The 20,162-nt window shown below is 66.7% G+C and carries 17 protein-coding genes; 7 read left to right on the plus strand and 10 right to left on the minus strand.

Translation table 11 applies throughout. The annotated features are described in order from the left end of the window. Nucleotides 1-71: 71 nt before the first annotated feature. Both putA and ACPTTF_RS00580 read left to right on the plus strand, forming a co-directional pair. Nucleotides 72-4,004, plus strand: coding sequence for a trifunctional transcriptional regulator/proline dehydrogenase/L-glutamate gamma-semialdehyde dehydrogenase (putA, locus tag ACPTTF_RS00575; protein WP_423369985.1), 3,933 nt, complete (start codon nucleotides 72-74; stop codon nucleotides 4,002-4,004). A gap of 84 nt (nucleotides 4,005-4,088) precedes the next feature. Further along, a complete protein-coding gene (locus tag ACPTTF_RS00580; protein WP_423369986.1) occupies nucleotides 4,089-5,228 on the plus strand; it encodes a branched-chain amino acid ABC transporter substrate-binding protein in 1,140 nt (379 codons plus the stop codon). A gap of 203 nt (nucleotides 5,229-5,431) precedes the next feature. Here ACPTTF_RS00580 and ACPTTF_RS00585 read toward each other — a convergent pair whose 3' ends face one another. From ACPTTF_RS00585 to ACPTTF_RS00610, 6 genes are all read right to left on the minus strand, one after another. Further along, nucleotides 5,432-5,842: a hypothetical protein gene (locus ACPTTF_RS00585; protein ID WP_423369987.1), complete on the minus strand. Its 411-nt coding sequence runs from the start codon at nucleotides 5,840-5,842 to the stop codon at nucleotides 5,432-5,434. Next, entirely contained in the window at nucleotides 5,835-6,503 is a 669-nt protein-coding gene (locus ACPTTF_RS00590; RefSeq protein WP_423369988.1) for a M35 family metallo-endopeptidase, read from the minus strand. Before ACPTTF_RS00590 ends, ACPTTF_RS00585 begins: the two co-directional genes overlap by 8 nt. 4 nt (nucleotides 6,504-6,507) lie before the next feature. Next, nucleotides 6,508-7,053, minus strand: a complete 546-nt coding sequence (locus tag ACPTTF_RS00595; RefSeq protein WP_423369989.1) for a hypothetical protein — start codon at nucleotides 7,051-7,053, stop codon at nucleotides 6,508-6,510. 10 nt (nucleotides 7,054-7,063) lie between these two features. Further along, on the minus strand, nucleotides 7,064-7,723 hold the full coding sequence (locus tag ACPTTF_RS00600) for a PAAR domain-containing protein (protein WP_423369990.1): 660 nt from the start codon (nucleotides 7,721-7,723) through the stop codon (nucleotides 7,064-7,066). A 364-nt stretch (nucleotides 7,724-8,087) separates the two neighbouring features. Then, a complete protein-coding gene (locus ACPTTF_RS00605; protein WP_423369991.1) occupies nucleotides 8,088-9,596 on the minus strand; it encodes a class I adenylate-forming enzyme family protein in 1,509 nt (502 codons plus the stop codon). 58 nt (nucleotides 9,597-9,654) lie between these two features. Continuing rightward, complete coding sequence (locus ACPTTF_RS00610) at nucleotides 9,655-11,307, minus strand: acyl-CoA dehydrogenase family protein (RefSeq protein WP_423369992.1); 1,653 nt, start codon at nucleotides 11,305-11,307, stop codon at nucleotides 9,655-9,657. Between the two features lie 121 nt (nucleotides 11,308-11,428). On the opposite strand from ACPTTF_RS00610, the gene ACPTTF_RS00615 reads away from it, so the two are divergent. The 4 genes from ACPTTF_RS00615 to ACPTTF_RS00630 all read left to right on the plus strand — a co-directional run bounded on the left by ACPTTF_RS00615 (nucleotide 11,429) and on the right by ACPTTF_RS00630 (nucleotide 15,755). Further along, nucleotides 11,429-12,097, plus strand: coding sequence for a TetR/AcrR family transcriptional regulator (locus tag ACPTTF_RS00615; protein ID WP_423369993.1), 669 nt, complete (start codon nucleotides 11,429-11,431; stop codon nucleotides 12,095-12,097). A 209-nt stretch (nucleotides 12,098-12,306) separates the two neighbouring features. Continuing rightward, nucleotides 12,307-13,461 (plus strand): pyridoxal phosphate-dependent aminotransferase, encoded by a 1,155-nt coding sequence (locus ACPTTF_RS00620; protein WP_423369994.1) that lies wholly within the window; start codon nucleotides 12,307-12,309, stop codon nucleotides 13,459-13,461. 61 nt (nucleotides 13,462-13,522) lie between these two features. Then, nucleotides 13,523-14,311 (plus strand): ABC transporter substrate-binding protein, encoded by a 789-nt coding sequence (locus ACPTTF_RS00625; protein WP_166963871.1) that lies wholly within the window; start codon nucleotides 13,523-13,525, stop codon nucleotides 14,309-14,311. A 13-nt stretch (nucleotides 14,312-14,324) separates the two neighbouring features. Continuing rightward, on the plus strand, nucleotides 14,325-15,755 hold the full coding sequence (locus ACPTTF_RS00630; protein ID WP_423369995.1) for an FAD-binding oxidoreductase: 1,431 nt from the start codon (nucleotides 14,325-14,327) through the stop codon (nucleotides 15,753-15,755). A gap of 45 nt (nucleotides 15,756-15,800) precedes the next feature. Here the strand turns inward: ACPTTF_RS00630 and ACPTTF_RS00635 are convergent, their stop codons facing one another. From ACPTTF_RS00635 to ACPTTF_RS00650, 4 genes are all read right to left on the minus strand, one after another. After that, nucleotides 15,801-16,373: a PadR family transcriptional regulator gene (locus tag ACPTTF_RS00635; RefSeq protein ID WP_166963867.1), complete on the minus strand. Its 573-nt coding sequence runs from the start codon at nucleotides 16,371-16,373 to the stop codon at nucleotides 15,801-15,803. A gap of 68 nt (nucleotides 16,374-16,441) precedes the next feature. After that, a complete protein-coding gene (gene cadR / locus ACPTTF_RS00640) occupies nucleotides 16,442-16,873 on the minus strand; it encodes a Cd(II)/Pb(II)-responsive transcriptional regulator (protein WP_011350541.1) in 432 nt (143 codons plus the stop codon). A 51-nt stretch (nucleotides 16,874-16,924) separates the two neighbouring features. Then, entirely contained in the window at nucleotides 16,925-17,941 is a 1,017-nt protein-coding gene (locus ACPTTF_RS00645; protein WP_423391148.1) for a hypothetical protein, read from the minus strand. After that, nucleotides 17,872-18,042 carry a hypothetical protein gene (locus ACPTTF_RS00650; protein WP_423391149.1) on the minus strand — a complete coding sequence of 57 codons (171 nt, stop codon included), beginning with the start codon at nucleotides 18,040-18,042 and terminating at the stop codon, nucleotides 17,872-17,874. Before ACPTTF_RS00650 ends, ACPTTF_RS00645 begins: the two co-directional genes overlap by 70 nt. A 4-nt stretch (nucleotides 18,043-18,046) precedes the next feature. Here ACPTTF_RS00650 and ACPTTF_RS00655 point away from each other — a divergent pair, with 4 nt between their 5' ends. Next, nucleotides 18,047-20,155, plus strand: coding sequence for a heavy metal translocating P-type ATPase (locus tag ACPTTF_RS00655; RefSeq protein ID WP_423369997.1), 2,109 nt, complete (start codon nucleotides 18,047-18,049; stop codon nucleotides 20,153-20,155). Nucleotides 20,156-20,162: the final 7 nt, after the last annotated feature.

The following is a 20,162-nucleotide window of genomic DNA, read 5'->3' on the forward strand; positions in this document are numbered from 1 at the left end:
TTGCGTGCCGTAGGATTTCGCGCATCCTCTCACACCACATTGCCGGGCTCGCACCGGCGCACGAACCCACCATGGCAAGCACGACTCTCGGCGTCAAGGTCGACGACCTTCTCCGCTCGCGCCTCAAGGACGCAGCCGCGCGTCTCGAGCGCACTCCCCACTGGCTGATCAAGCAGGCGATCTTCGCGTATCTCGAGCGGATCGAGCACGGCCAGCTGCCGCCCGAGCTGTCGGGCAACAGCGGCGTGACGGAGCTCGCCGACGGTCAGGTCGCGGACGGCGACGACGACAACTCGCCGCATCCGTTCCTCGAGTTCGCGCAGAACGTGCAGCCGCAATCGGTGCTGCGCGCGGCGATCACGGCTGCGTACCGCCGCCCCGAGCCGGAATGCGTGCCGTTCCTGCTCGGCCAGGCGCGCCTGCCCGCGAACCTGCAGGCGGACGTGCAGGCGCTCGCGACGAAGCTCGTCGAGGCGCTGCGCGAGAAGAGCTCGGGTGGCGGCGTCGAAGGGCTGATCCACGAATTTTCGCTGTCGAGCCAGGAAGGCGTCGCGCTGATGTGCCTCGCCGAAGCGCTGCTGCGCATCCCAGATCGCGCGACGCGCGATGCGCTGATCCGCGACAAGATCAGCAAGGGCGACTGGCGTTCGCACGTCGGCCACGCGCCGTCGCTGTTCGTGAACGCGGCGACCTGGGGGCTGATGATCACCGGCAAGCTCGTGACGACCAACAGCGAAGCGGGCCTGTCGTCGGCGCTCACGCGCCTGATCGGCCGCGGCGGCGAGCCGCTGATCCGCAAGGGCGTCGACATGGCGATGCGCCTGATGGGCGAACAGTTCGTCACCGGCGAGACGATTTCCGAAGCGCTCGCGAACAGCCGCAAGTACGAAGCGCGCGGCTTCCGCTACTCGTACGACATGCTCGGCGAAGCGGCGACGACCGAAGAGGACGCGCAGCGCTACTACGCGTCGTACGAACAGGCGATCCACGCGATCGGCAAGGCGGCCGGCGGCCGCGGCATCTACGAAGGCCCGGGCATCTCGATCAAGCTGTCGGCGCTGCACGCACGCTACTCGCGCTCGCAGCAGGACCGCACGATGAGCGAGCTGCTGCCGCGCGTGCGCGCACTCGCGCTGCTCGCGCGCCGCTACGACATCGGCCTGAACATCGACGCGGAAGAAGCCGACCGTCTCGAACTGTCGCTCGACCTGCTCGAGGCGCTGTGCTTCGACCCGGATCTCGCCGGCTGGAACGGCATCGGTTTCGTGGTGCAGGGCTACCAGAAGCGTTGCCCGTTCGTGATCGACTACCTGATCGATCTCGCGCGCCGCAGCCGTCACCGCCTGATGATCCGCCTCGTGAAGGGCGCGTACTGGGATAGCGAAATCAAGCGTGCGCAGGTCGACGGCCTCGAAGGCTACCCGGTCTATACGCGCAAGATCTACACCGACGTGTCGTACCTCGCGTGCGCGAAGAAGCTGCTCGCGGCGCCGGATGCCGTCTATCCGCAGTTCGCGACGCACAACGCGCACACGCTGGCCGCGATCTACCAGCTCGCGGGCCAGAACTACTACCCGGGCCAGTACGAATTCCAGTGCCTGCACGGGATGGGCGAGCCGCTGTACGAGGAAGTCACGGGCCGCGACAAGCTGAACCGTCCGTGCCGCGTCTACGCGCCGGTCGGCACGCACGAGACGCTGCTCGCGTACCTGGTGCGCCGCCTGCTGGAAAACGGCGCGAACACGTCGTTCGTGAACCGCATCGCCGATAAAGCCGTGCCGGTGAAGGAACTGGTCGCCGATCCGGTCGACGAAGCGTCGAAGGTCGTGCCGCTCGGCGCACCGCACGCGAAGATCCCGCTGCCGCGCAACCTGTACGGTGACGAGCGTCCCAACTCGATGGGTCTCGACCTGTCGAACGAACACCGTCTCGCATCGCTGTCGTCCGCGCTGCTCGCGAGCGCGCATTTCCCGTGGCGCGCGGCGCCGATGCTCGACGACGACACGCTCGTCGACGCACCGGCCCGCGACGTGCGCAACCCGGCCGATCAGCGCGACCTGGTCGGCACGGTCAGCGAAGCGACGGCCGAACACGTGAGCGCGGCGCTCGCGCATGCGGTGGCCGCCGCGCCGATCTGGCAGGCGACGCCGGTCGATGCGCGCGCCGACTGCCTGGTGCGTGCGGCCGACCTGCTCGAAGCGCAGATGCACACGTTGATGGGCCTGATCGTGCGCGAAGCAGGCAAGTCGCTGCCGAACGCGATCGCCGAAATCCGCGAAGCGGTCGACTTCCTGCGCTACTACGCGGCGCAGATCCGCGACGAATTCTCGAACGACACGCACCGTCCGCTCGGGCCCGTGGTCTGCATCAGCCCGTGGAACTTCCCGCTCGCGATCTTCATGGGCCAGGTGGCCGCGGCACTCGCCGCCGGCAACACGGTGCTCGCGAAGCCGGCCGAACAGACGCCGCTGATCGCAGCCCAGGCCGTGCGCCTGCTGCGCGAGGCCGGCGTGCCGGCCGGCGCGGTGCAACTGCTGCCGGGCGACGGCGAGACCGTCGGCGCGGCACTGGTCGCCGATCCGCGCACGCGTGCGGTGATGTTCACCGGTTCGACCGAAGTCGCGCGCCTGATCAACAAGACGCTCGCCGCGCGCCTCGACCCGGACGGCAAGCCGATTCCGCTGATCGCCGAAACGGGCGGCCAGAACGCGATGATCGTCGACTCGTCGGCGCTCGCGGAGCAGGTCGTCGCGGACGTGATGCAGTCGTCGTTCGACTCGGCCGGTCAACGGTGTTCGGCGCTGCGCGTTCTGTGTCTGCAGGACGATGTCGCGGACCGCACGCTGACGATGCTCAAGGGCGCGATGCACGAGCTGGCGCTCGGCAACCCCGACCGGCTGTCGACGGACGTCGGCCCGGTGATCGACGGCGAAGCGAAGCAGACGATCGACACGCACGTCGCGGCGATGAAGGACAAGGGCCACGCGGTCACGCAGCTGCCGTCACCGGAAGCCTGCGCGCACGGCACGTTCGTGCCGCCGACGCTGATCGAGATCGGCACCATCGACGAGCTGAAGCGCGAGGTGTTCGGCCCGGTGCTGCACGTGGTGCGCTACCGCCGCAGCCAGCTCGACAAGCTGCTGGAGCAGATCCGCGCGACCGGCTACGGCCTGACGCTCGGCATCCACACGCGGATCGACGAGACGATCGCGCACGTGATCTCGAATGCGCACGTCGGCAACATCTACGTGAACCGCAACGTGATCGGCGCGGTGGTCGGCGTGCAGCCGTTCGGCGGCGAAGGGCTGTCGGGCACGGGCCCGAAGGCCGGCGGCGCGCTGTACCTGCAGCGCCTGCTCGCGACGCGTCCGTCGGGCCTGCCGCGCTCGCTCGCGCGGTCGCTGATCGCGGACGGCGCGGTCGAAGGCGATGCGCGCGGCAACCCGGCGGCAGCACTCACGACGCTGCGTGACTGGTTGATCGAGCAGCGCGAGCCGGTACTGGCCGCACGTTGCGACGGTTATCTGGCACAGGTGCCGGCCGGCGCGACCGCCGTGCTGACCGGGCCGACGGGTGAGCGAAACACGTATACACTCGGCCCGCGCGGCACGGTGCTGTGTGTCGCGGCGACACCGGGCGGTGCACGCGCGCAGTTCGCGGCAGTGCTGGCGACCGGTAACCGTGCGCTGTTCGCCGGCGCGGCCGGCGAGGCGCTGGTCGCCGCGCTGCCGGCGTCGCTGAAGGCGCATGCGAGCGTGCGCAAGCAGGCCGACGTGCCGTTCGACGCGGTGCTGTTCGAAGGCGACAGCGACGAACTGCAGACGCTCGTGAAGGACGTCGCGCAGCGGCCGGGCCCGATCGTGTCGGTGCAGGGCGTGTCGGTGGGCGCGTTCGAGAACGGCGATGCGGAAGATTACGCGCTGGAACGGCTGCTGACGGAGCGCTCGGTGAGCGTGAACACGGCGGCGGCCGGCGGCAATGCGAATTTGATGACGATCGGCTGATCATCCTTGCCGTTCGGATCAAACAAAGGAAGCGGCAAGGCGATCCCGAAGCCGCTCCATTTACCCTGGTACCAAGGAGATGCTATGCAACACACGATGAAAAAGGTGGCAGGCGCGACGTTTGTCGCGGTCATGTCGCTGGCGGGGACGGCCCATGCGGATGACGTGAAGATCGGTTACGCAGGGCCGATGACGGGCGCGCAGGCGCACTACGGCAAGGATATGCAGAACGGGATCGTGCTCGCGCTGGAAGACTTCAACGCGACGAACCCGAAGATCGGCGGCAAGCCGGTGAAGTTCGTGCTGAACACGCAGGACGACCAGGCTGACCCGCGCACGGGTACGACGGTCGCGCAGAAGCTCGTCGACGACGGCATCAAGGGCATGCTCGGCCACTTCAACTCGGGCACGACGATTCCCGCCTCGCGCATCTACGCGAACGCGGGCATTCCGGAAATCGCGATGGCGACGGCGCCGGAATACACGCAGCAGGGTTACAAGACGACCTTCCGCATGATGACGTCCGACACGCAGCAGGGCTCGGTGGCCGGCACGTTCGCGTCGAAGGATCTCGGCATGAAGAAGATCGCGATCGTCGACGACCGCACGGCCTACGGCCAGGGTCTCGCCGACCAGTTCGAGAAGGCCGCGAAGGCCGGCGGCGCGACGATCGTCGACCGTGAATTCACGAACGACAAGGCAGTCGACTTCAAGGCGATTCTGACCAAGATCAAGTCGACGAAGCCGGACCTCGTCTACTACGGCGGCGCGGATTCGCAGGCAGCGCCGATGGTCAAGCAGATGAAGACGCTCGGCATCGCCGCACCGCTGATGAGCGGCGAAATGGTGAAGACGCCGACGTTCCTGAAGATCGCGGGCAACGCGGCCGACGGCACGATCGCTTCGCTGGCCGGCCTCCCGCTGGAAGAAATGCCGGGCGGCAAGACCTACGCCGACAAGTACAAGAAGCGTTTCGGCGAAGACGTGCAAACGTACTCGCCGTACGCGTACGACGGCGCGATGGCGATGCTGAACGCGATGAAGAAGGCCGATTCGACCGATCCGGCGAAGTACCTGCCGGTGCTCGCGAAGTCCGACATGGCCGGCGTGACGTCGACGCACGTCGCGTATGACGCGAAGGGCGACCTGAAGAACGGCGGCATCACGATGTACAAGGTCGAAAAGGGCGAGTGGAAGCCGCTGAAGAGCATCGGCGGCAAGTAAGCAGCCAGTGACGTGACGAACGGGCGGCGTTGCAACGCTACCCGCACCTCATGCGACAAAGCCACCGGGCCCGTCGGGTCCGGTGGCTTTTTCTTTGGCGGGACACGGCCGACCGCGCATAGGGATCTTGCAGGCAGCGGTGCAGCAGGGGCGCCGCATGTGTACGTCGAAACCGCATCGCCGTGATCGACGGCAGTACGACGTTACTTGCCGTCGCAGCACTTGTTGGGGCAATCGGGCAGGAAGGAAATTTCCACACGCCGCCCATTGTCCACGTCGCCATGCGAATAGACGCGGGCGCTCTTCTTGATGGTCCCGCGTAAAAAACCGAGTTGCTCCAACAGCGCATACGCTGTTTGCAATCTTGATTGCGCAAGGCCCAGTGCACCCGGTTCACTTTCCTCGGCATGGCCGCTGATCAGTGTTGTCTCCTTGGTTAGGTGATTTGCGTAATTGAGCTTTTGGTCGGCTACCCATTCTGCAAGGCGGACGATCTCAGCATTCGGTATATACGCGCTATCTCTCGAAAAATAGATGTCGAAGTTCTCGCTGGCGACACATGCGAATGCCGGATTGGAGATGAGAAGGCTTAGGCAAAAAATGAATTTAAGCATTGTAAACGACGTATCCTGCGATACTGTCGGCATTGTTGATTGCTTGATTCGGATTTTCGGCTCCAAACGTCAAACACTCCTCCATGTAATATCTATGATCCCTGGTTCCCATTGTGTCGTCAAAATGACTCGCTTCATGAATCAGAGTGGAAACTATGGAATCTTTTTCCCATGAGAAGTCTCGCATTGTACAAAAATCAGGATGTATTGCGATCGTATGAGTTGCAGTATCCGGCGAACACACCGATGCCGCGACTCCTGATTTGTTCGGATTTGGAACGCATCCAATATGTTTGAATCGCTCGCTATCCCATCGCGTGAAATTGTATCCTGTGAGTGCCTTTAGTACGCGGGCGATTGCAGTCAGGCCTGTTAATAGCGTTGTGCGGGTGCCTTCGTCAGTTCTACCGAACCACTGTAATACGCGTGCCTTATCGGCATTGGACCAGCGCTGCAGATCCTTGATTCTTTTTTCGACGAGAGAAACGGCTCGATCGCGTTTACTCAATACCATTTCCCGGAATTCCTTGTTTGTCATGTTATGACATATTTTTTCGGTATTGATCGTTACTTCCACCATCGAGCCAGGATTGGTATTGGTGACTGCGCCTGAGTGTACGAGGAACCATTCTCCGCCGTCATTCACATCAAAATTTTTCATCGCTTCAATGTTCCGTCGTATAGATTTTTAGCGTTGCCGAAGCATCGGTGGCGATTCGATGTGTTTGCCCGGCCGCGTCCGTGGTGCCCGTGAAGATCTGCCCGGTGTCGGAAACGATTCGGTAGCGGATGCTCGCGAGCGGGCGGCGGGAGTCATCGAGCAAGGTGAATTGCTCGTCGTGTACGACAGCCGATCGAGCAAATGACCGCTTGGCTGCATCCGGTTGGCGCCCATTCAGCGTCGCAGCCTCTCCCGCAGTAAAAGTCATCCGCATGCCGCGCTCAGCGTAGAAGACCGGCGGTGGGTTGCATCCGCAGACATTGATATCGCCGCTCAATGCCCACTGTTTGCCGTTCGGGCCGGTACCTGGCCAGCGCGGCCCTTGCGGTGCGATGTACCCTTCACGCTTGCAGGCCGAACAGTAGGTCTTCATATCCAGCGTGGCGATATGAACCCTCGGCGGCGGATCGGAACAGGTCACGGTGTCAAGGCCTTCGACAATCACCGCTTCCCCGGCGCGGTCGCCTTTGGCAAGAAAGTAGCGAATCATGGACGCTACCTCAGCGGGGCATGGACGAGCGGGTGACGACGCTGAATACACCGGATGACGCTACGCCTTGTCGCTCGGGACTGTCGGTGATCGTGTCGCCGTTATCGAGTTCGCTGCCAACGAACGCGAGCGGCGCGAAGTCGGGCCCGTCGGCTAAACCCAGACCGCTTATAACGCGCGCGGTTGAACCGTCCGGATAGTGGATCAGGTCGCCCACCGTGGCAGCCTTGCCCAAGTGCGGCGCTACTTCCCATGTGCCGGACGGCTCGCGCAATGTCCCGCCGCGCGCTGTTGTCGCGCCACATACCGCCAATCTGTAGGCGGGCGGCGCGGGTGGCGGCACATAGGTCGGATCGAACAGGCCCGCAACGCTTTGCCCGTCCCGCACGTGAATGCCCCATGAGGTGCGCAGCGTTTCGGTAATGCGGTCACCGTTACTCAGTTGGCTGCCGACCAATGCGAACGGCTTGCCTCCGCTATGGGTGTTTCCCGCGCCATCGATAATCGCGGCCTCGCTGCCGTCGTCATAGGTCACTACGTCGCCGACGCAGGCGACTTCCAATCCAGCCAGGGTCAGGCCGCTCGTTGCGTTGGTGACGCGTCCACCGCGTTCCGTGAGTGCGCCAACGGTGGCGAAAAGATGGGTCGGTGCTTCGTGTTCGTTTTTCATCGTGCGTCCCTGTCTCGGTAAGTGGAATGACCTGCCTAGAGACGCTATTCCAGATAAGAACCGATGCTCAATCGGACGAGTATGATTCGACATCCATAACTTCCATTACTTGTTTTGTTTTACCTATTGCATCGACCACGCGTGCGGGAATGCGTCGGTCAGGTGGCGCGGTTGAGTGATTTCCTGGAGCGCGTTACGCGCGCTTCGATCACTTGATAGTCGGAGGGAGTTGGAGAAACGCGGACCGTAGCCAACGGATGTCACGGACAGGGAATGGTGCCGTTTCCGACCTTGATGAAAGACGATGTCTGCAAGGGGAATACGAGTGAGCGAATGGTAAGTGCGCTGACCCAATCCCGGGTGCTTAATCCCTGCGCACGCGCAGCAGGAATTTCTGCAGCTTGCCCGTGGGCGTGCGCGGCAGCGCCTGCGCGAACGTGAATTCGCGCGGAATCTTGTACGCGGCGAGCCGGGCACCGCAGAACGCGCGCAGTGCGTCCGCGTCGGGCACGGTGCCCGCGCGCATCACGACGTGCGCCACGACCGTCTCGCCCCAGTCGGGATGCGGGACCCCGACGACGGCCGCCTCGGCGATGTCCGGGTGCGCGCCGAGCACGTCCTCCACCTCCTTCGAATAGACGTTCTCGCCGCCCGTCACGATCATGTCCTTCAGCCGGTCGACGATGAACAGGTAGCCATCCTGATCGATCCGCACGATGTCGCCGGTGCGATACCAGCCGTCCGGCGCGAACGCGGCGCGTGTCGCGGCCGCATCGTCGAGATAGCCGAGCATCATGCTGTCGGTCTTCAGCCAGATCTCGCCGGTTTCGCCCGGTTGCGCATCGATGCCGTCCATCCGCACGACGCGCAGGTCCACGCCCGGGCCGCCGTGGCGGCCGATCGAACCGGCCTTCGCGATCTGCTCGTCCGGATACAGCGTCGTGCCGGCCGGGCCCGCTTCCGTCATGCCGTACACGTGGAAGAACGCGTCGCTGCGATACGCGCGCGCGAGCCGTTCGGCCTGCGCGGTGCCGATCGGGCCGCCGCCGTACAGCCATGCGCGCACGCTCGACAGGTCGAACGCCGCGAAACCGTCGATCGTGTCGAGCGGCAGCAGGTACGACACCGGCGCGCCGAAATACAGCGTCACGCGCTCGCGCTCGATGGCTTGCAGGAACCGCAGCGGATGGTATTCGCGCAGCAGCACGACAGTGCCGCCCGCAACCAGCGTGCCGCCGAACCAGTTGTTCAGCGGCGACGAATGCCAGATCGGCATCGCCATCAGCGTGCGCTCGTTGCGGCCGATGCCGGTCGCGAGTGCCGCCTGCATCGCCGCGAGCGTCACGGTGCGATGGCTGTGCACGCAGCCTTTCGGGTGGCCGGTCGTGCCGGACGTATAGAGGATCTGCGCGATGTCGCCGTCGGCCGGATCGATGCCCGCGAGGCCGTCCATCGTTGCGCACAGCGTGTCGAAGCACGGCACGCCGTCGAGCTCGCCTTCGGTCACGAGCCGCCGTGCGGGATGCACGAGGTGCTCGACCACCGGCGCGAGCGCCACGTCGAACAGCAGCGCCTTGCTGCGGCTGTGTTCGAGCACGTAGTCGACTTCCGGTGCCTGCAGCTTGTGGTTGATCGGCACGAACGTGGCGCCGAGCCGCCACGCGCCGAACATCAGGTCGACGAAGGCCGGCGTGTTGAAGCACATCGCGGCGACGCGGTCGCCGGCCGCAATGCCGAGCGCGCTCAGCACGGCTGCCGCGCGGTGCGAGCGCTCGCGCGCGGCGGCATAGGTGATCGTCGCGGATTCGCTGACGAGGAACGGCTTGTCGGGCGTCGCACGGGCGGCGCGGTCGAGGGCGGCGACGAGGTTCATCGGGGCTCCGGGCGGGCGAACGAAGGCGAAATGGGTTACCGGGCCGGGCGAACGGGCGTCAGGCCGGGTACGCGCGCTGCAGCAGCGCGGCGACGTCGATCGCGTGCGGGGCGAAGCCGCCCGCGATGCGGCCCCAGTCGGGCGCGGCGAGCCGCGTCGCGACGAACGCGTCGGCGACGGCCGCCGGCGCATCGCGGCGTAGCAGGCACGCCTGCGCGACGACCGCGAGGCGCTGCGCGAACACGCGGCCCGACGCCTCGAGCGTGTCGGCCGGCGCGTCGAGCATCGCGCGCAGCGCGTCGAGCGCCGCGCGGATGCGCGGTTCGCCCGCGCCGAGATCGGCGAGCTCGGTGAACAGCGCGGCCGCCGCGTCGGGCTCGCGCGATACCGCACGCAGCACGTCGAGGCACATCACGTTGCCCGAGCCTTCCCAGATCGAGTTGACGGGCGCTTCGCGGAACAGCCGCGCGATCGGGCCGTCGTCGACGTAGCCGTTGCCACCGAACACTTCCATCACCTCGCCGGTCAGCTCGACCGCGCGCTTGCACACCCAGAATTTCGCGGCGGGCGTGACGATGCGCTTCCACGCGCGTTCGCGTGGCGAGTCGTCGCGCTCGAACGCGTCGGCGAGACGCATCGCAAGCACGAGCGCGGCTTCGCTTTCGAGCGCGAGATCGGCGAGCACGGTGCGCATCAGCGGCTGCTCGGCGAGCGCGCGGCCGAACGCATGGCGCTGGCGCGTGTACGCGATCGCCTGCACGACGCCCTGGCGCAGCATCGCCGCACTGCCGACCACGCAATTCAGCCGCGTGTAGGTGGCCATCTCGATGATGGTCGGAATGCCGCGGCCTTCGTCGCCGAGCATGATGCCCCACGCGTCGTTCAGCTCGATCTCGCTGCTCGAGTTGCTGCGGTTGCCGACCTTGTCCTTCAGCCGCTGGATCTCGACCGCGTTCTTCGTGCCGTCCGGCCGCCAGCGCGGCACGTAGAAGCACGACGGGCTGCCGCCCTCGGTGTGCGCGACGATGAGGTGTGCGTCGCACATCGGCGCGGAGAAAAACCACTTGTGGCCGCGCAGCCGGTATTCGCCGCCGCGTCCGCCCGCGCTGACGGCGGTCGCGAGCGTCGTGTTCGCACGCACGTCGGAGCCGCCCTGTTTTTCGGTCATGCCCATGCCGAACCAGATCGAGCGCTTGTCGGCGACCGGCAGGTCGCGCGGATCGTAGTCGTTGCTGTAGAGCTTGTCGCGCAGCAGCGCCCACAGCGCGGGCTCCTTCTGCAGCACGGGGATCGCGGCCTGCGTCATCGTCGCCGGGCACAGCGTGCCGGCTTCGATCTGGCCATGCAGGTAGAAGCCGGCCGCGGTCGCGGCCCAGCGGCCGCGGCGCGACTCGCGGAACGCGAGCGACACGAAGCCTTCGCGGCGGTATTGACCGAGCAGCGCGTGCCACGCCGGGTGGAAGTCGACGCGGTCGATGCGTCGGCCACGCCGGTCGAACGTGTTCAGTTCCGGTGTGTGGCGGTTCGCTTCGTCGGCAAGCCGTGCGGTGTCGGCACTACCGAGCCGCGCGCCGTATGCGTCGAGCTGCGGCACGGCCCAGTCGGCGCCCGCGCGGGCGAGCGCGTCGCGCAGCGCGATGTCCGTCGCGAAGAGGTTATAGTCGACCAGTTCGTCGAACTGGTTCGTGACGGCGTGAGTCGATTCGGTCATCGAGGTTGTCTCCGGTCTCATGCTGCGCGGGCGGCCGGCGTCATGCCGCACGGATGACGCTTCGGCGCCGGTTCCGGCCCCCGGTAAAACGCATTCCCTGCTGATTTCCAGAGTAGCAAATATGCCGCCGCGACATGTTCAGGTTCCGGCGCCGCCCGGCCAGCCGGCGGCGCAACCCGCGCCCGCATTGCGTCGCCGGCCGCGCCAGTCGCGTGCCCAGGCGAGTTCCGACGCGCTGCAGCAGGCGTTCGTTCAGCTTTTGCTCGAACGCGGCTACGCGAAAGCGACGATCCGCGAGATCGCGGCCGTCGCGGGCGTCAGCATCGGCACCTTCTACGAGTATTTCGGCGACAAGCAGAGCCTCGCGGCGCTCTGCATCCATCGGCACGTGCTGACGCTGGCCGACCGGCTGCGCGACGCCGTGGCGCGGCTGCGCGGCGCGCCGCGGGCCGAACTCGCCGCCGCGCTCGTCGACCTGCAGGTCGATGCGATCGGCGCCGACGCGGCGCTGTGGGGCGCACTCTTCGCGCTGGAGCGGCAGGTGTCGCCGCTCGACGCCTACCGCCGGCATTACGACGCGTACGTTGCGCTGTGGCGCGACGCGCTCGCGCACGCGGCCGATCCGCCGCCGGCCGCGCGGCTCGACGGGCTCGCGCGGATGGCGCATACGATCTGCTATGGCGGTCTCTCGCAGGCGTTGCTGACGCTCGGGCCCGCGTTCGACATCGCCGCGCTGCGCGACGAACTGCGGGCCGTGCTGCTCGCGTATCTGGCGGCGGCCGGCCGGTAGCGTTCCCTAGGGGAAATGCCTGATTCGCATGTCGGACTGGCAGGTGAGCCTTGCCGCTGAGTGCTTCTTTCCATAGGTCATGAGAAAAATGCATGGCCGCCATGACGAACTTTCGTTTGTCCGCCGATATTGGCTCGGGCTAAATCATGCGGCAGAGGCAGGCCGCGCGCGTCGCGCGGGCCGCCCGAAGGACATCAGAAGGAGGAGTCATGCGAAGCGCCACCGCGCCCCGGTCGAAGCTGCCCGACGTCGGGACGACGATCTTCACGGTGATCGGCCAGCTGGCCGCTCAGCACGATGCGTTGAACCTGTCGCAGGGTGCGCCGAATTTCGCGCCCGATCCGGCGCTCGTCGAAGGCGTTTCCCGCGCGATGCGCGACGGTCACAACCAGTACGCGCCGATGGCCGGTGTGATGGCGCTGCGCGAGCGGCTCGCGGAAAAGACCGAGGCGCTGTACGGCGCACGCTACGACCCGGCCACCGAGATCACGGTGATCGCGAGCGCGAGCGAAGGGCTGTACGCGGCGATCAGCGCGCTCGTGCACCCGGGCGACGAGGTGATCTACTTCGAGCCGTCGTTCGACAGCTATGCGCCGATCGTGCGGCTGCAGGGCGCGACGCCCGTCGCGATCAAGCTGTCGCCCGAGCATTTCCGCGTGAACTGGGATGAAGTGGCGGCCGCGATCACGGCGCGCACGCGGATGATCATCGTCAACACGCCGCACAACCCGACCGCGACCGTGTTCTCGGCCGACGATCTCGAGCGGCTCGCGCAGCTCACGCGCGACACGGGCATCGTCGTGCTGTCCGACGAAGTCTACGAGCACGTCGTGTTCGACGGCGCGCAGCACCAGAGCGTCGCGCGCCACCGCGAGCTGGCCGAGCGCAGCGTGATCGTGTCGTCGTTCGGCAAGTCGTTCCACGTGACGGGCTGGCGGGTCGGCCATTGCCTCGCGCCGGCCGAACTGATGGACGAGATCCGCAAGGTGCACCAGTTCATGGTGTTCTCGGCCGATACGCCGATGCAGATCGCGTTCGCGGAGATCCTCGCGCGGCCGGACAGCTATCTCGGCCTGTCGGCGTTCTACCAGGCCAAGCGCGACCTGCTCGCGCGCGAGCTGGCCGATTCGCGTTTCGAGCTGCTGCCGAGCGAAGGCTCGTTCTTCATGCTCGCGCGCTTCCGGCACTTCTCGGACGAAAGCGACAGCGATTTCGTGCTGCGCCTGATTCGCGACGCGCGGGTCGCGACGATTCCGCTGTCGGCGTTCTATACCGACGGCACCGACGCCGGCGTGATCCGGCTCAGCTTTTCGAAGGACGACGCGACGCTGGTCGAAGGCGCGCGGCGGCTGCGTTCGCTGTAAGAAACCGGCGACGGACACCCGGCGACGGGCGCGTCGCATCGACCAGTCACAGGAGATCACGATGAAGCACACGGCCACCCTGAAACTCGCGTTCGCACTCGCGTGCGCGATCGGCTCCGGCGCGGCGCTCGCCGATGCGCAGACGCTGCGCTTCGGCCTCGAGGCGCAATACCCGCCGTTCGAATCGAAAGCGCCGAACGGCGACCTGCAGGGCTTCGACATCGACGTCGGCAATGCCGTCTGCCAGACGGCGAAGCTGTCGTGCAAATGGGTCGAGACGTCGTTCGATGGCCTGATTCCCGCGCTGAAGGGCCGCAAGTTCGACGCGATCAACTCGGCGATGAATGCGACCGAGCAGCGGCGCCAGGCGATCGACTTCACGACGATCATCTATCGCGTGCCGACCCAGCTGATCGCGCGCACCGGCAGCGGCCTGCTGCCGACGCCGGAATCGCTGAAGGGCAAGCGGGTCGGCGTGCTGCAGGCGTCGATCCAGGAAACCTTCGCGAAGGCGCACTGGGAGCCGGCCGGCGTCGCGATCGTCGCGTACCAGGACCAGAACCAGGCGTACACGGATCTCGTGTCGGGCCGTCTCGATGCGACGCTCGTGCTCGCACCGTCCGGCCAGCGCGGCTTCCTGTCGCGTCCGGACGGCAAGGGTTTCTCGTTCGTCGGCCAGCCCGTGCACGACGACAAGATCCTCGGCAGCGGTATCGCATTCGGGCTGCGCAAGGGCGACAGCGCGCTGAAGGCGAAGCTCGACGCGGCGATCGACAAGCTGAAGACGGACGGCACGGTGAAGTCGCTCGGCCTGAAGTATTTCGGCGATATCGACATCTCGACCAAGTAAGCGGGGCCGCGTGATGCAGAACCGGGATACGGTTGGCGCGGGCGGCGAACCGCGCGACGTGCTGCTGTCGGGCGAGGCGCTCGACGCCGTGCTCGTCGCCGAACTGGGCGGCGCGCTCGTCACGCGTTCTGTCGACATCGATCCGCGCTACTTCACCGCGTACAACGAGCCGGCCGGCGTGCGGCCGCGCGCGCTGGTACGCCCGCGCAGCGTCGACGACGTGTCGCGCACGCTCGCACTGTGTGCGCGACTCGGGCAGCCGATCGTGCCGCAGGGCGGGCTGACCGGGCTCGCGCGTGGCGCGGTCGCGCTCGGCGGCGAGGTTGTGCTGTCGATGGAGCGCTTTGCCGGTATCGAGGCGATCGATGTGGCGGCCGGCACGATGACCGTGCGCGCGGGGACGCCGCTGCAGACGGTGCAGGAAGCCGCGGAAGCGGCGGGCTTCACGTTCGGTGTCGATCTCGGTGCACGCGGCTCATGCCAGATCGGCGGGATGCTCGCGACCAACGCGGGCGGCACGCGCGCGATCCGCTACGGAATGATGCGCGAGCAGGTGCTCGGGCTCGAGGCCGTGCTCGCGGACGGCACGGTCGTGTCGTCGATGAACCGGATGCTGAAGAACAACGCGGGCTACGACCTGAAGCAGCTGTTCATCGGCAGCGAGGGGACGCTCGGCGTCGTCACGCGCGCGGTGTTGCGGCTGCATCCGCTGCTCGCCGCGCCGGCTACCGCGCTTTGCCGTGTGCGCGATTACGACGCGGTGGTCGAGTTGTGGAACCGCGTGCGCACGTTGCCGGAGGTCGTCAGTTTCGAAGCGATGTGGCCGGCGTTCTACGATTACGTCGCGCGTCATACGCCGGGTGTCTCGGCGCCGTTTGTCGGCGACGATGGCTTCGCGGTGCTGATCGAATGCGCGACGAGTGCACCGGTCGGTGATGCGCACCAGGCGCTGGAAACGAGCCTCGCGGCCGGGTTCGATGCAGGGCTGGTGGACGACGCGGTGCTCGCGACGTCGGAGCGGCAGGCGCGCGACCTGTGGACGCTGCGCGAAGGCCTCGCGATCGATGCGCTGCCGCATCTCGTGAATTTCGACGTGAGTTTGCCGACGGGTGAACTCGGCGCGTTCGCCGAACGCTGCGAGGCGGCGTTGCGGGCGCGCTGGCCGGAGGTCACGTGCCTGTTCTTCGGCCATGTCGGCGATGGCAACGTGCATATCGGCGTATCGCTGGCCGGGATGACCGACGCGGACCTCGATGCGCTCGATCACTGCGTGTACGCGGTCGTGCGCGACATGGGCGGCTCGGTGTCGGCCGAGCACGGGATCGGCGCGCTCAAGCGCCCTTATCTCGCGCACACGCGCAGCGATGCGGAAATCGGGCTGATGCGACGCCTGAAGGCCGCGCTGGACCCGCACGGCATCCTCAATCCCGGCAAGGTACTTTGACGGGGTCGATTCCCGTGACGAACGGGAATCGACCTGCGTGATAGGTCAGCCGTCCACCCAGCGCAGCGCGCCGATCTTCAGGTGTTCGACGACGCTGCGTGCCCAATCAAGCTCCGCATTGAGCAGCACCAGCGCATGTTCGTTCTGCAGCAGGAACAGGCGCGGCACCTGGTCGGCCTGCGCGGTGGCGCGCAGCGCTTCCAGCCGTTCGCGTTCGGCGTCGAGCCGCGCAATCCGCAGTTCGAGTTGATGGCGGGCATTTTCGGCGTCGAGCAGCGGCAGGAACGCGAGGCCCGCGCCGAACGCCGGGAATTCACGCGCGGGCTCCGCGAGCAGCGCATGCAGCCATGCCTGCCCGGCCGTGTGCCCGGCCTCGGTCAGCGCATACAGCGTGCGCTCCGGAAACGCGCCATCGCGCTCGGTGTCGTGCACCGCGATCAGCCCGTCGCGCAGCAGCCGGTCGATCGTCTGGTAGAGGCTCGTGCGCTGCCGTACGTTGACGACTTCGTCGTACCCACGGGCCTTCAGTTGCTGCAGCATCCCGTATGGATGCATCGGCGTTTCGGTGAGCGTCGCGAGGACGGCCAGCGCGAGCGGGGATGGGCGACTCGTGGACATGAATAGTTATTAAGTATCTAGTAAGAATATAACTATTCTCGTCGAGACTATCTTATTTCACAAGGGTTTCAGCCGAGGTGCGAGCGCTTCGCGGCCGGCGCGACGGTTTCCATCGTCGCGAGACCATGCACGATGCCGCAATCCTCGACCGAATGCTCGCCGACGCACTGGCGGCGCAATTCGGTGAGCTGGTCGCGCAGATGCGTGAGTTCCGCGAGGCGCGCATCGACGTGCCCGATGTGTTCGTCGAGCAGCGAATTGATCGAATCGCAGGGATCGGCCGGTGTGTCGGTGAGCTGCAGCAGCGCGCGGATTTCGTCATGCGCCATATCGAGCGCGCGGCAGTTGCGGATGAAGCGCAGCCGTTCGACATGCACGTCGGTGTAGTTGCGGTAGTTCGAGTCGGTGCGCTCCGCATCCGGCATCAGACCCTCTTTCTCGTAGAAACGGATCGTCTCGGGTGTGCAGCGGGCCGCTTTGGCCAGTTCGCCGATCTTCATGCCTTTCTCCCGTGTAAGGGTTGACCTTGTAGTGGCTTCAGGGTGTTAACTCTACACCGTCAAGCCACAAAGGAGGTTGTCATGACCGACGCCAAGCGTACCCACGACCCACGACACCGCCATGCCGGCGGCGCCGATACGTGCTGCGCCGATCCGCGCGACACGCAGCTGGCGACCGTTGCCGATGCGGCGCCGGCGGCCGGCGAGCACGCGCACGGCGAGGCCGACTCGCACCGCCACGACCATGACCACGATCACGCACGCAGCGATACGCATGTGCATGGTGCGTCGTGCTCGCACGGGCATGCCGAGCATGGCGAAGCTGGCCACGATCACGACCATGCACACGGTGATACGCATGCGCACGGTGCGTCGTGCTCGCACGGGCACGCCAAGCATGGCGAAGCTGGCCACGATCACGATCACGCACGCGGCGATACGCATGTGCATGGTGCGTCGTGCTCGCACGGGCATGCCAAGCATGGCGAAGCTGGCCACGATCACGATCACGCACGCGGCGATACGCATGTGCATGGTGCGTCGTGCTCGCACGGGCATGCCGAGCATGGCGAAGCTGGCCACGATCACGACCATGCACGCGGCGATACGCATGTGCACGGTGCGGCGTGCTCGCACGGGCATGCCAAGCATGGCGAAGCTGGCCACGATCACGATCACGCACGCGGCGATACGCATGTGCATGGTGCGTCGTGCTCGCACGGGCATGCCAAGCATGGCGAAGCTGGCCACGATCACGATCACGCACGCGGCGATACGCATGTGCATGGTGCGTCGTGCTCGCACGGGCATGCCGAGCATGGCGAAGCTGGCCACGATCACGACCATGCACGCGGTGATACGCATGCGCACGGTGCGTCGTGCTCGCACGGGCATGCCAAGCATGGCGAAGCTGGCCACGATCACGACCATGCACACGACGACACGCATGTGCACGGTGCGGCGTGCTCGCATGATCACGCAGCGCACGACCATGCCGGTCACGACCACGACCACGACCACGACCACGACCACGACCACGACCACGACCACGACCACGACCACGACCACGCGGCCGGCGACTGCTGCGCGCCTGCCGCGCTGACGCTCGCGCCGCTGCCGGTCGCACAGGCGACCGCGTCGGGCCACGTGCGCTCCGCGTTCCGGATCATGCAGATGGACTGCCCGACCGAGGAAACGCTCATCCGCAAGAAGCTCGGCGGAATGAACGAGGTGTCGGCGCTCGAATTCAACCTGATGCAGCGGATGCTGACCGTCGACCACGTGCCGGGCGCCCAGCCGGCGATCGAAAGCGCGATTCGCACGCTCGGGATGACGCCCGAGGCAGCCGCGGCCGGCGCGCCGGCGTCGCGCGTCGTCGACGCACCCGCGAAGCCGTGGTGGCCGCTGGCGCTGGCCGGCGTCGCCGCGATCGCGTCCGAAGGCGCGACCTGGGCCGGGCTGCCCGTGTGGCTCGCGGCGGCGCTCGCGCTCGCGGCGGTGCTCGCGTGCGGGCTCACCACGTACAAGAAGGGCTGGATCGCGATCCGCAACGGCAACCTGAACATCAACGCGTTGATGAGCATCGCGGTGACGGGTGCGATGGCGATCGGCCAGTGGCCCGAAGCCGCGATGGTGATGGTGCTGTTCACGATCGCCGAGCTGATCGAGGCGAAGTCGCTCGACCGCGCGCGCAATGCGATCCAGGGCCTGATGCAGCTCGCGCCGGACACGGCGACCGTGCAGCAGGCCGACGGTTCGTGGCGCACGATCGAGGCCGCGCAAGTGGCACTCGGCGCGGTCGTGCGCGTGAAGCCGGGCGAGCGGATCGGGCTGGACGGCGAAGTCGTCGCGGGCCGCTCGACGGTGAACCAGGCGCCGATCACCGGTGAGAGCCTGCCCGTCGAGAAGACGACCGGCGACGCCGTGTACGCGGGCACGATCAACGAATCGGGTTCGTTCGAATACCGCGTGACGGCCGTCGCGGCGAACTCGACGCTCGCGCGGATCATCCACGCGGTCGAGGAAGCACAGGGCGCGAAGGCGCCGACGCAGCGCTTCGTCGACCAGTTCGCGCGCGTCTATACGCCGATCGTGTTCGCGGTCGCGCTGCTGGTGGCGGTGGTGCCGCCGATCGTCATGGGCGGTGCGTGGCACGACTGGATCTACCGGGCGCTGGTGCTGCTCGTGATCGCGTGCCCGTGCGCACTGGTGATCTCGACGCCGGTGACGATCGTGTCGGGGCTCGCGGCCGCGGCGCGACGCGGGATTCTCGTGAAGGGCGGCGTCTACCTGGAAGAAGGGCGCAAGCTCGCCTGGCTCGCGCTCGACAAGACCGGCACGATCACGCACGGCAAGCCGGTGCAGACCGACTTCGACCTGCATGCGACCGATGCCGATACGGTGCGTGTGCAGTACCTCGGTGCGAGCCTCGCGGCGCGTTCCGATCACCCGGTGTCGCAGGCGATTGCTGCCGCGGCCCGTGACGCCGGCACGACGGCGTTCGCTAATGTGCAGGAGTTCGAAGCGATCGTCGGGCGTGGCGTGCGCGGCACGATCGACGGCACGCGCTACTGGCTCGGCAACCACCGGCTCGTCGAGGAGCTCGAGCGCTGTTCGACGGCCCTCGAAGCGAAGCTCGATGCGCTCGAGCGGCAGGGCAAGAGCGTCGTGGTGCTGGTCGACGAAGCGCGCGTGCTCGGCATCTTTGCGGTGGCCGACACGATCAAGGACACGAGCCGTGAAGCGATCGCCGATCTGCACGCGCTCGGCATCCGCACCGCGATGCTGACGGGCGACAACCCGCATACCGCGCAGGCGATTGCGAAGCAGGCCGGCATCGACGACGCGCGCGGCAACCAGTTGCCGGAAGACAAGCTCGCGGCGGTCGAGGAACTGTCCGCCGGCGGCGCGGGTGCGGTCGGGATGGTCGGCGACGGGATCAACGATGCGCCCGCGCTCGCACGTGCCGACATCGGCTTCGCGATGGGTGCGATGGGCACCGACACGGCGATCGAGACGGCCGACGTCGCGCTGATGGACGACGACCTGCGGAAGATTCCCGCGTTCGTGCGGCTGTCGCGTGCGACGCATCGCGTACTGGTGCAGAACATCGGCTTCGCGCTCGGCGTGAAGATCGTGTTCCTCGGCCTCACGGTCGCGGGGCTCGGCACGATGTGGATGGCAGTCTTCGCCGACGCGGGCGCAAGCCTGATCGTCGTGGCCAACGGTTTGCGGCTGCTGTCGTCCTCGGGGGCGTTCGGTGGCGCGCAGGCCAAGCGTTGAGGAGCAC

Origin of the sequence: Burkholderia crassaminum (assembly GCF_964265005.1) — a bacterium.
Classification (GTDB): Bacteria; Pseudomonadota; Gammaproteobacteria; order Burkholderiales; family Burkholderiaceae; genus Burkholderia.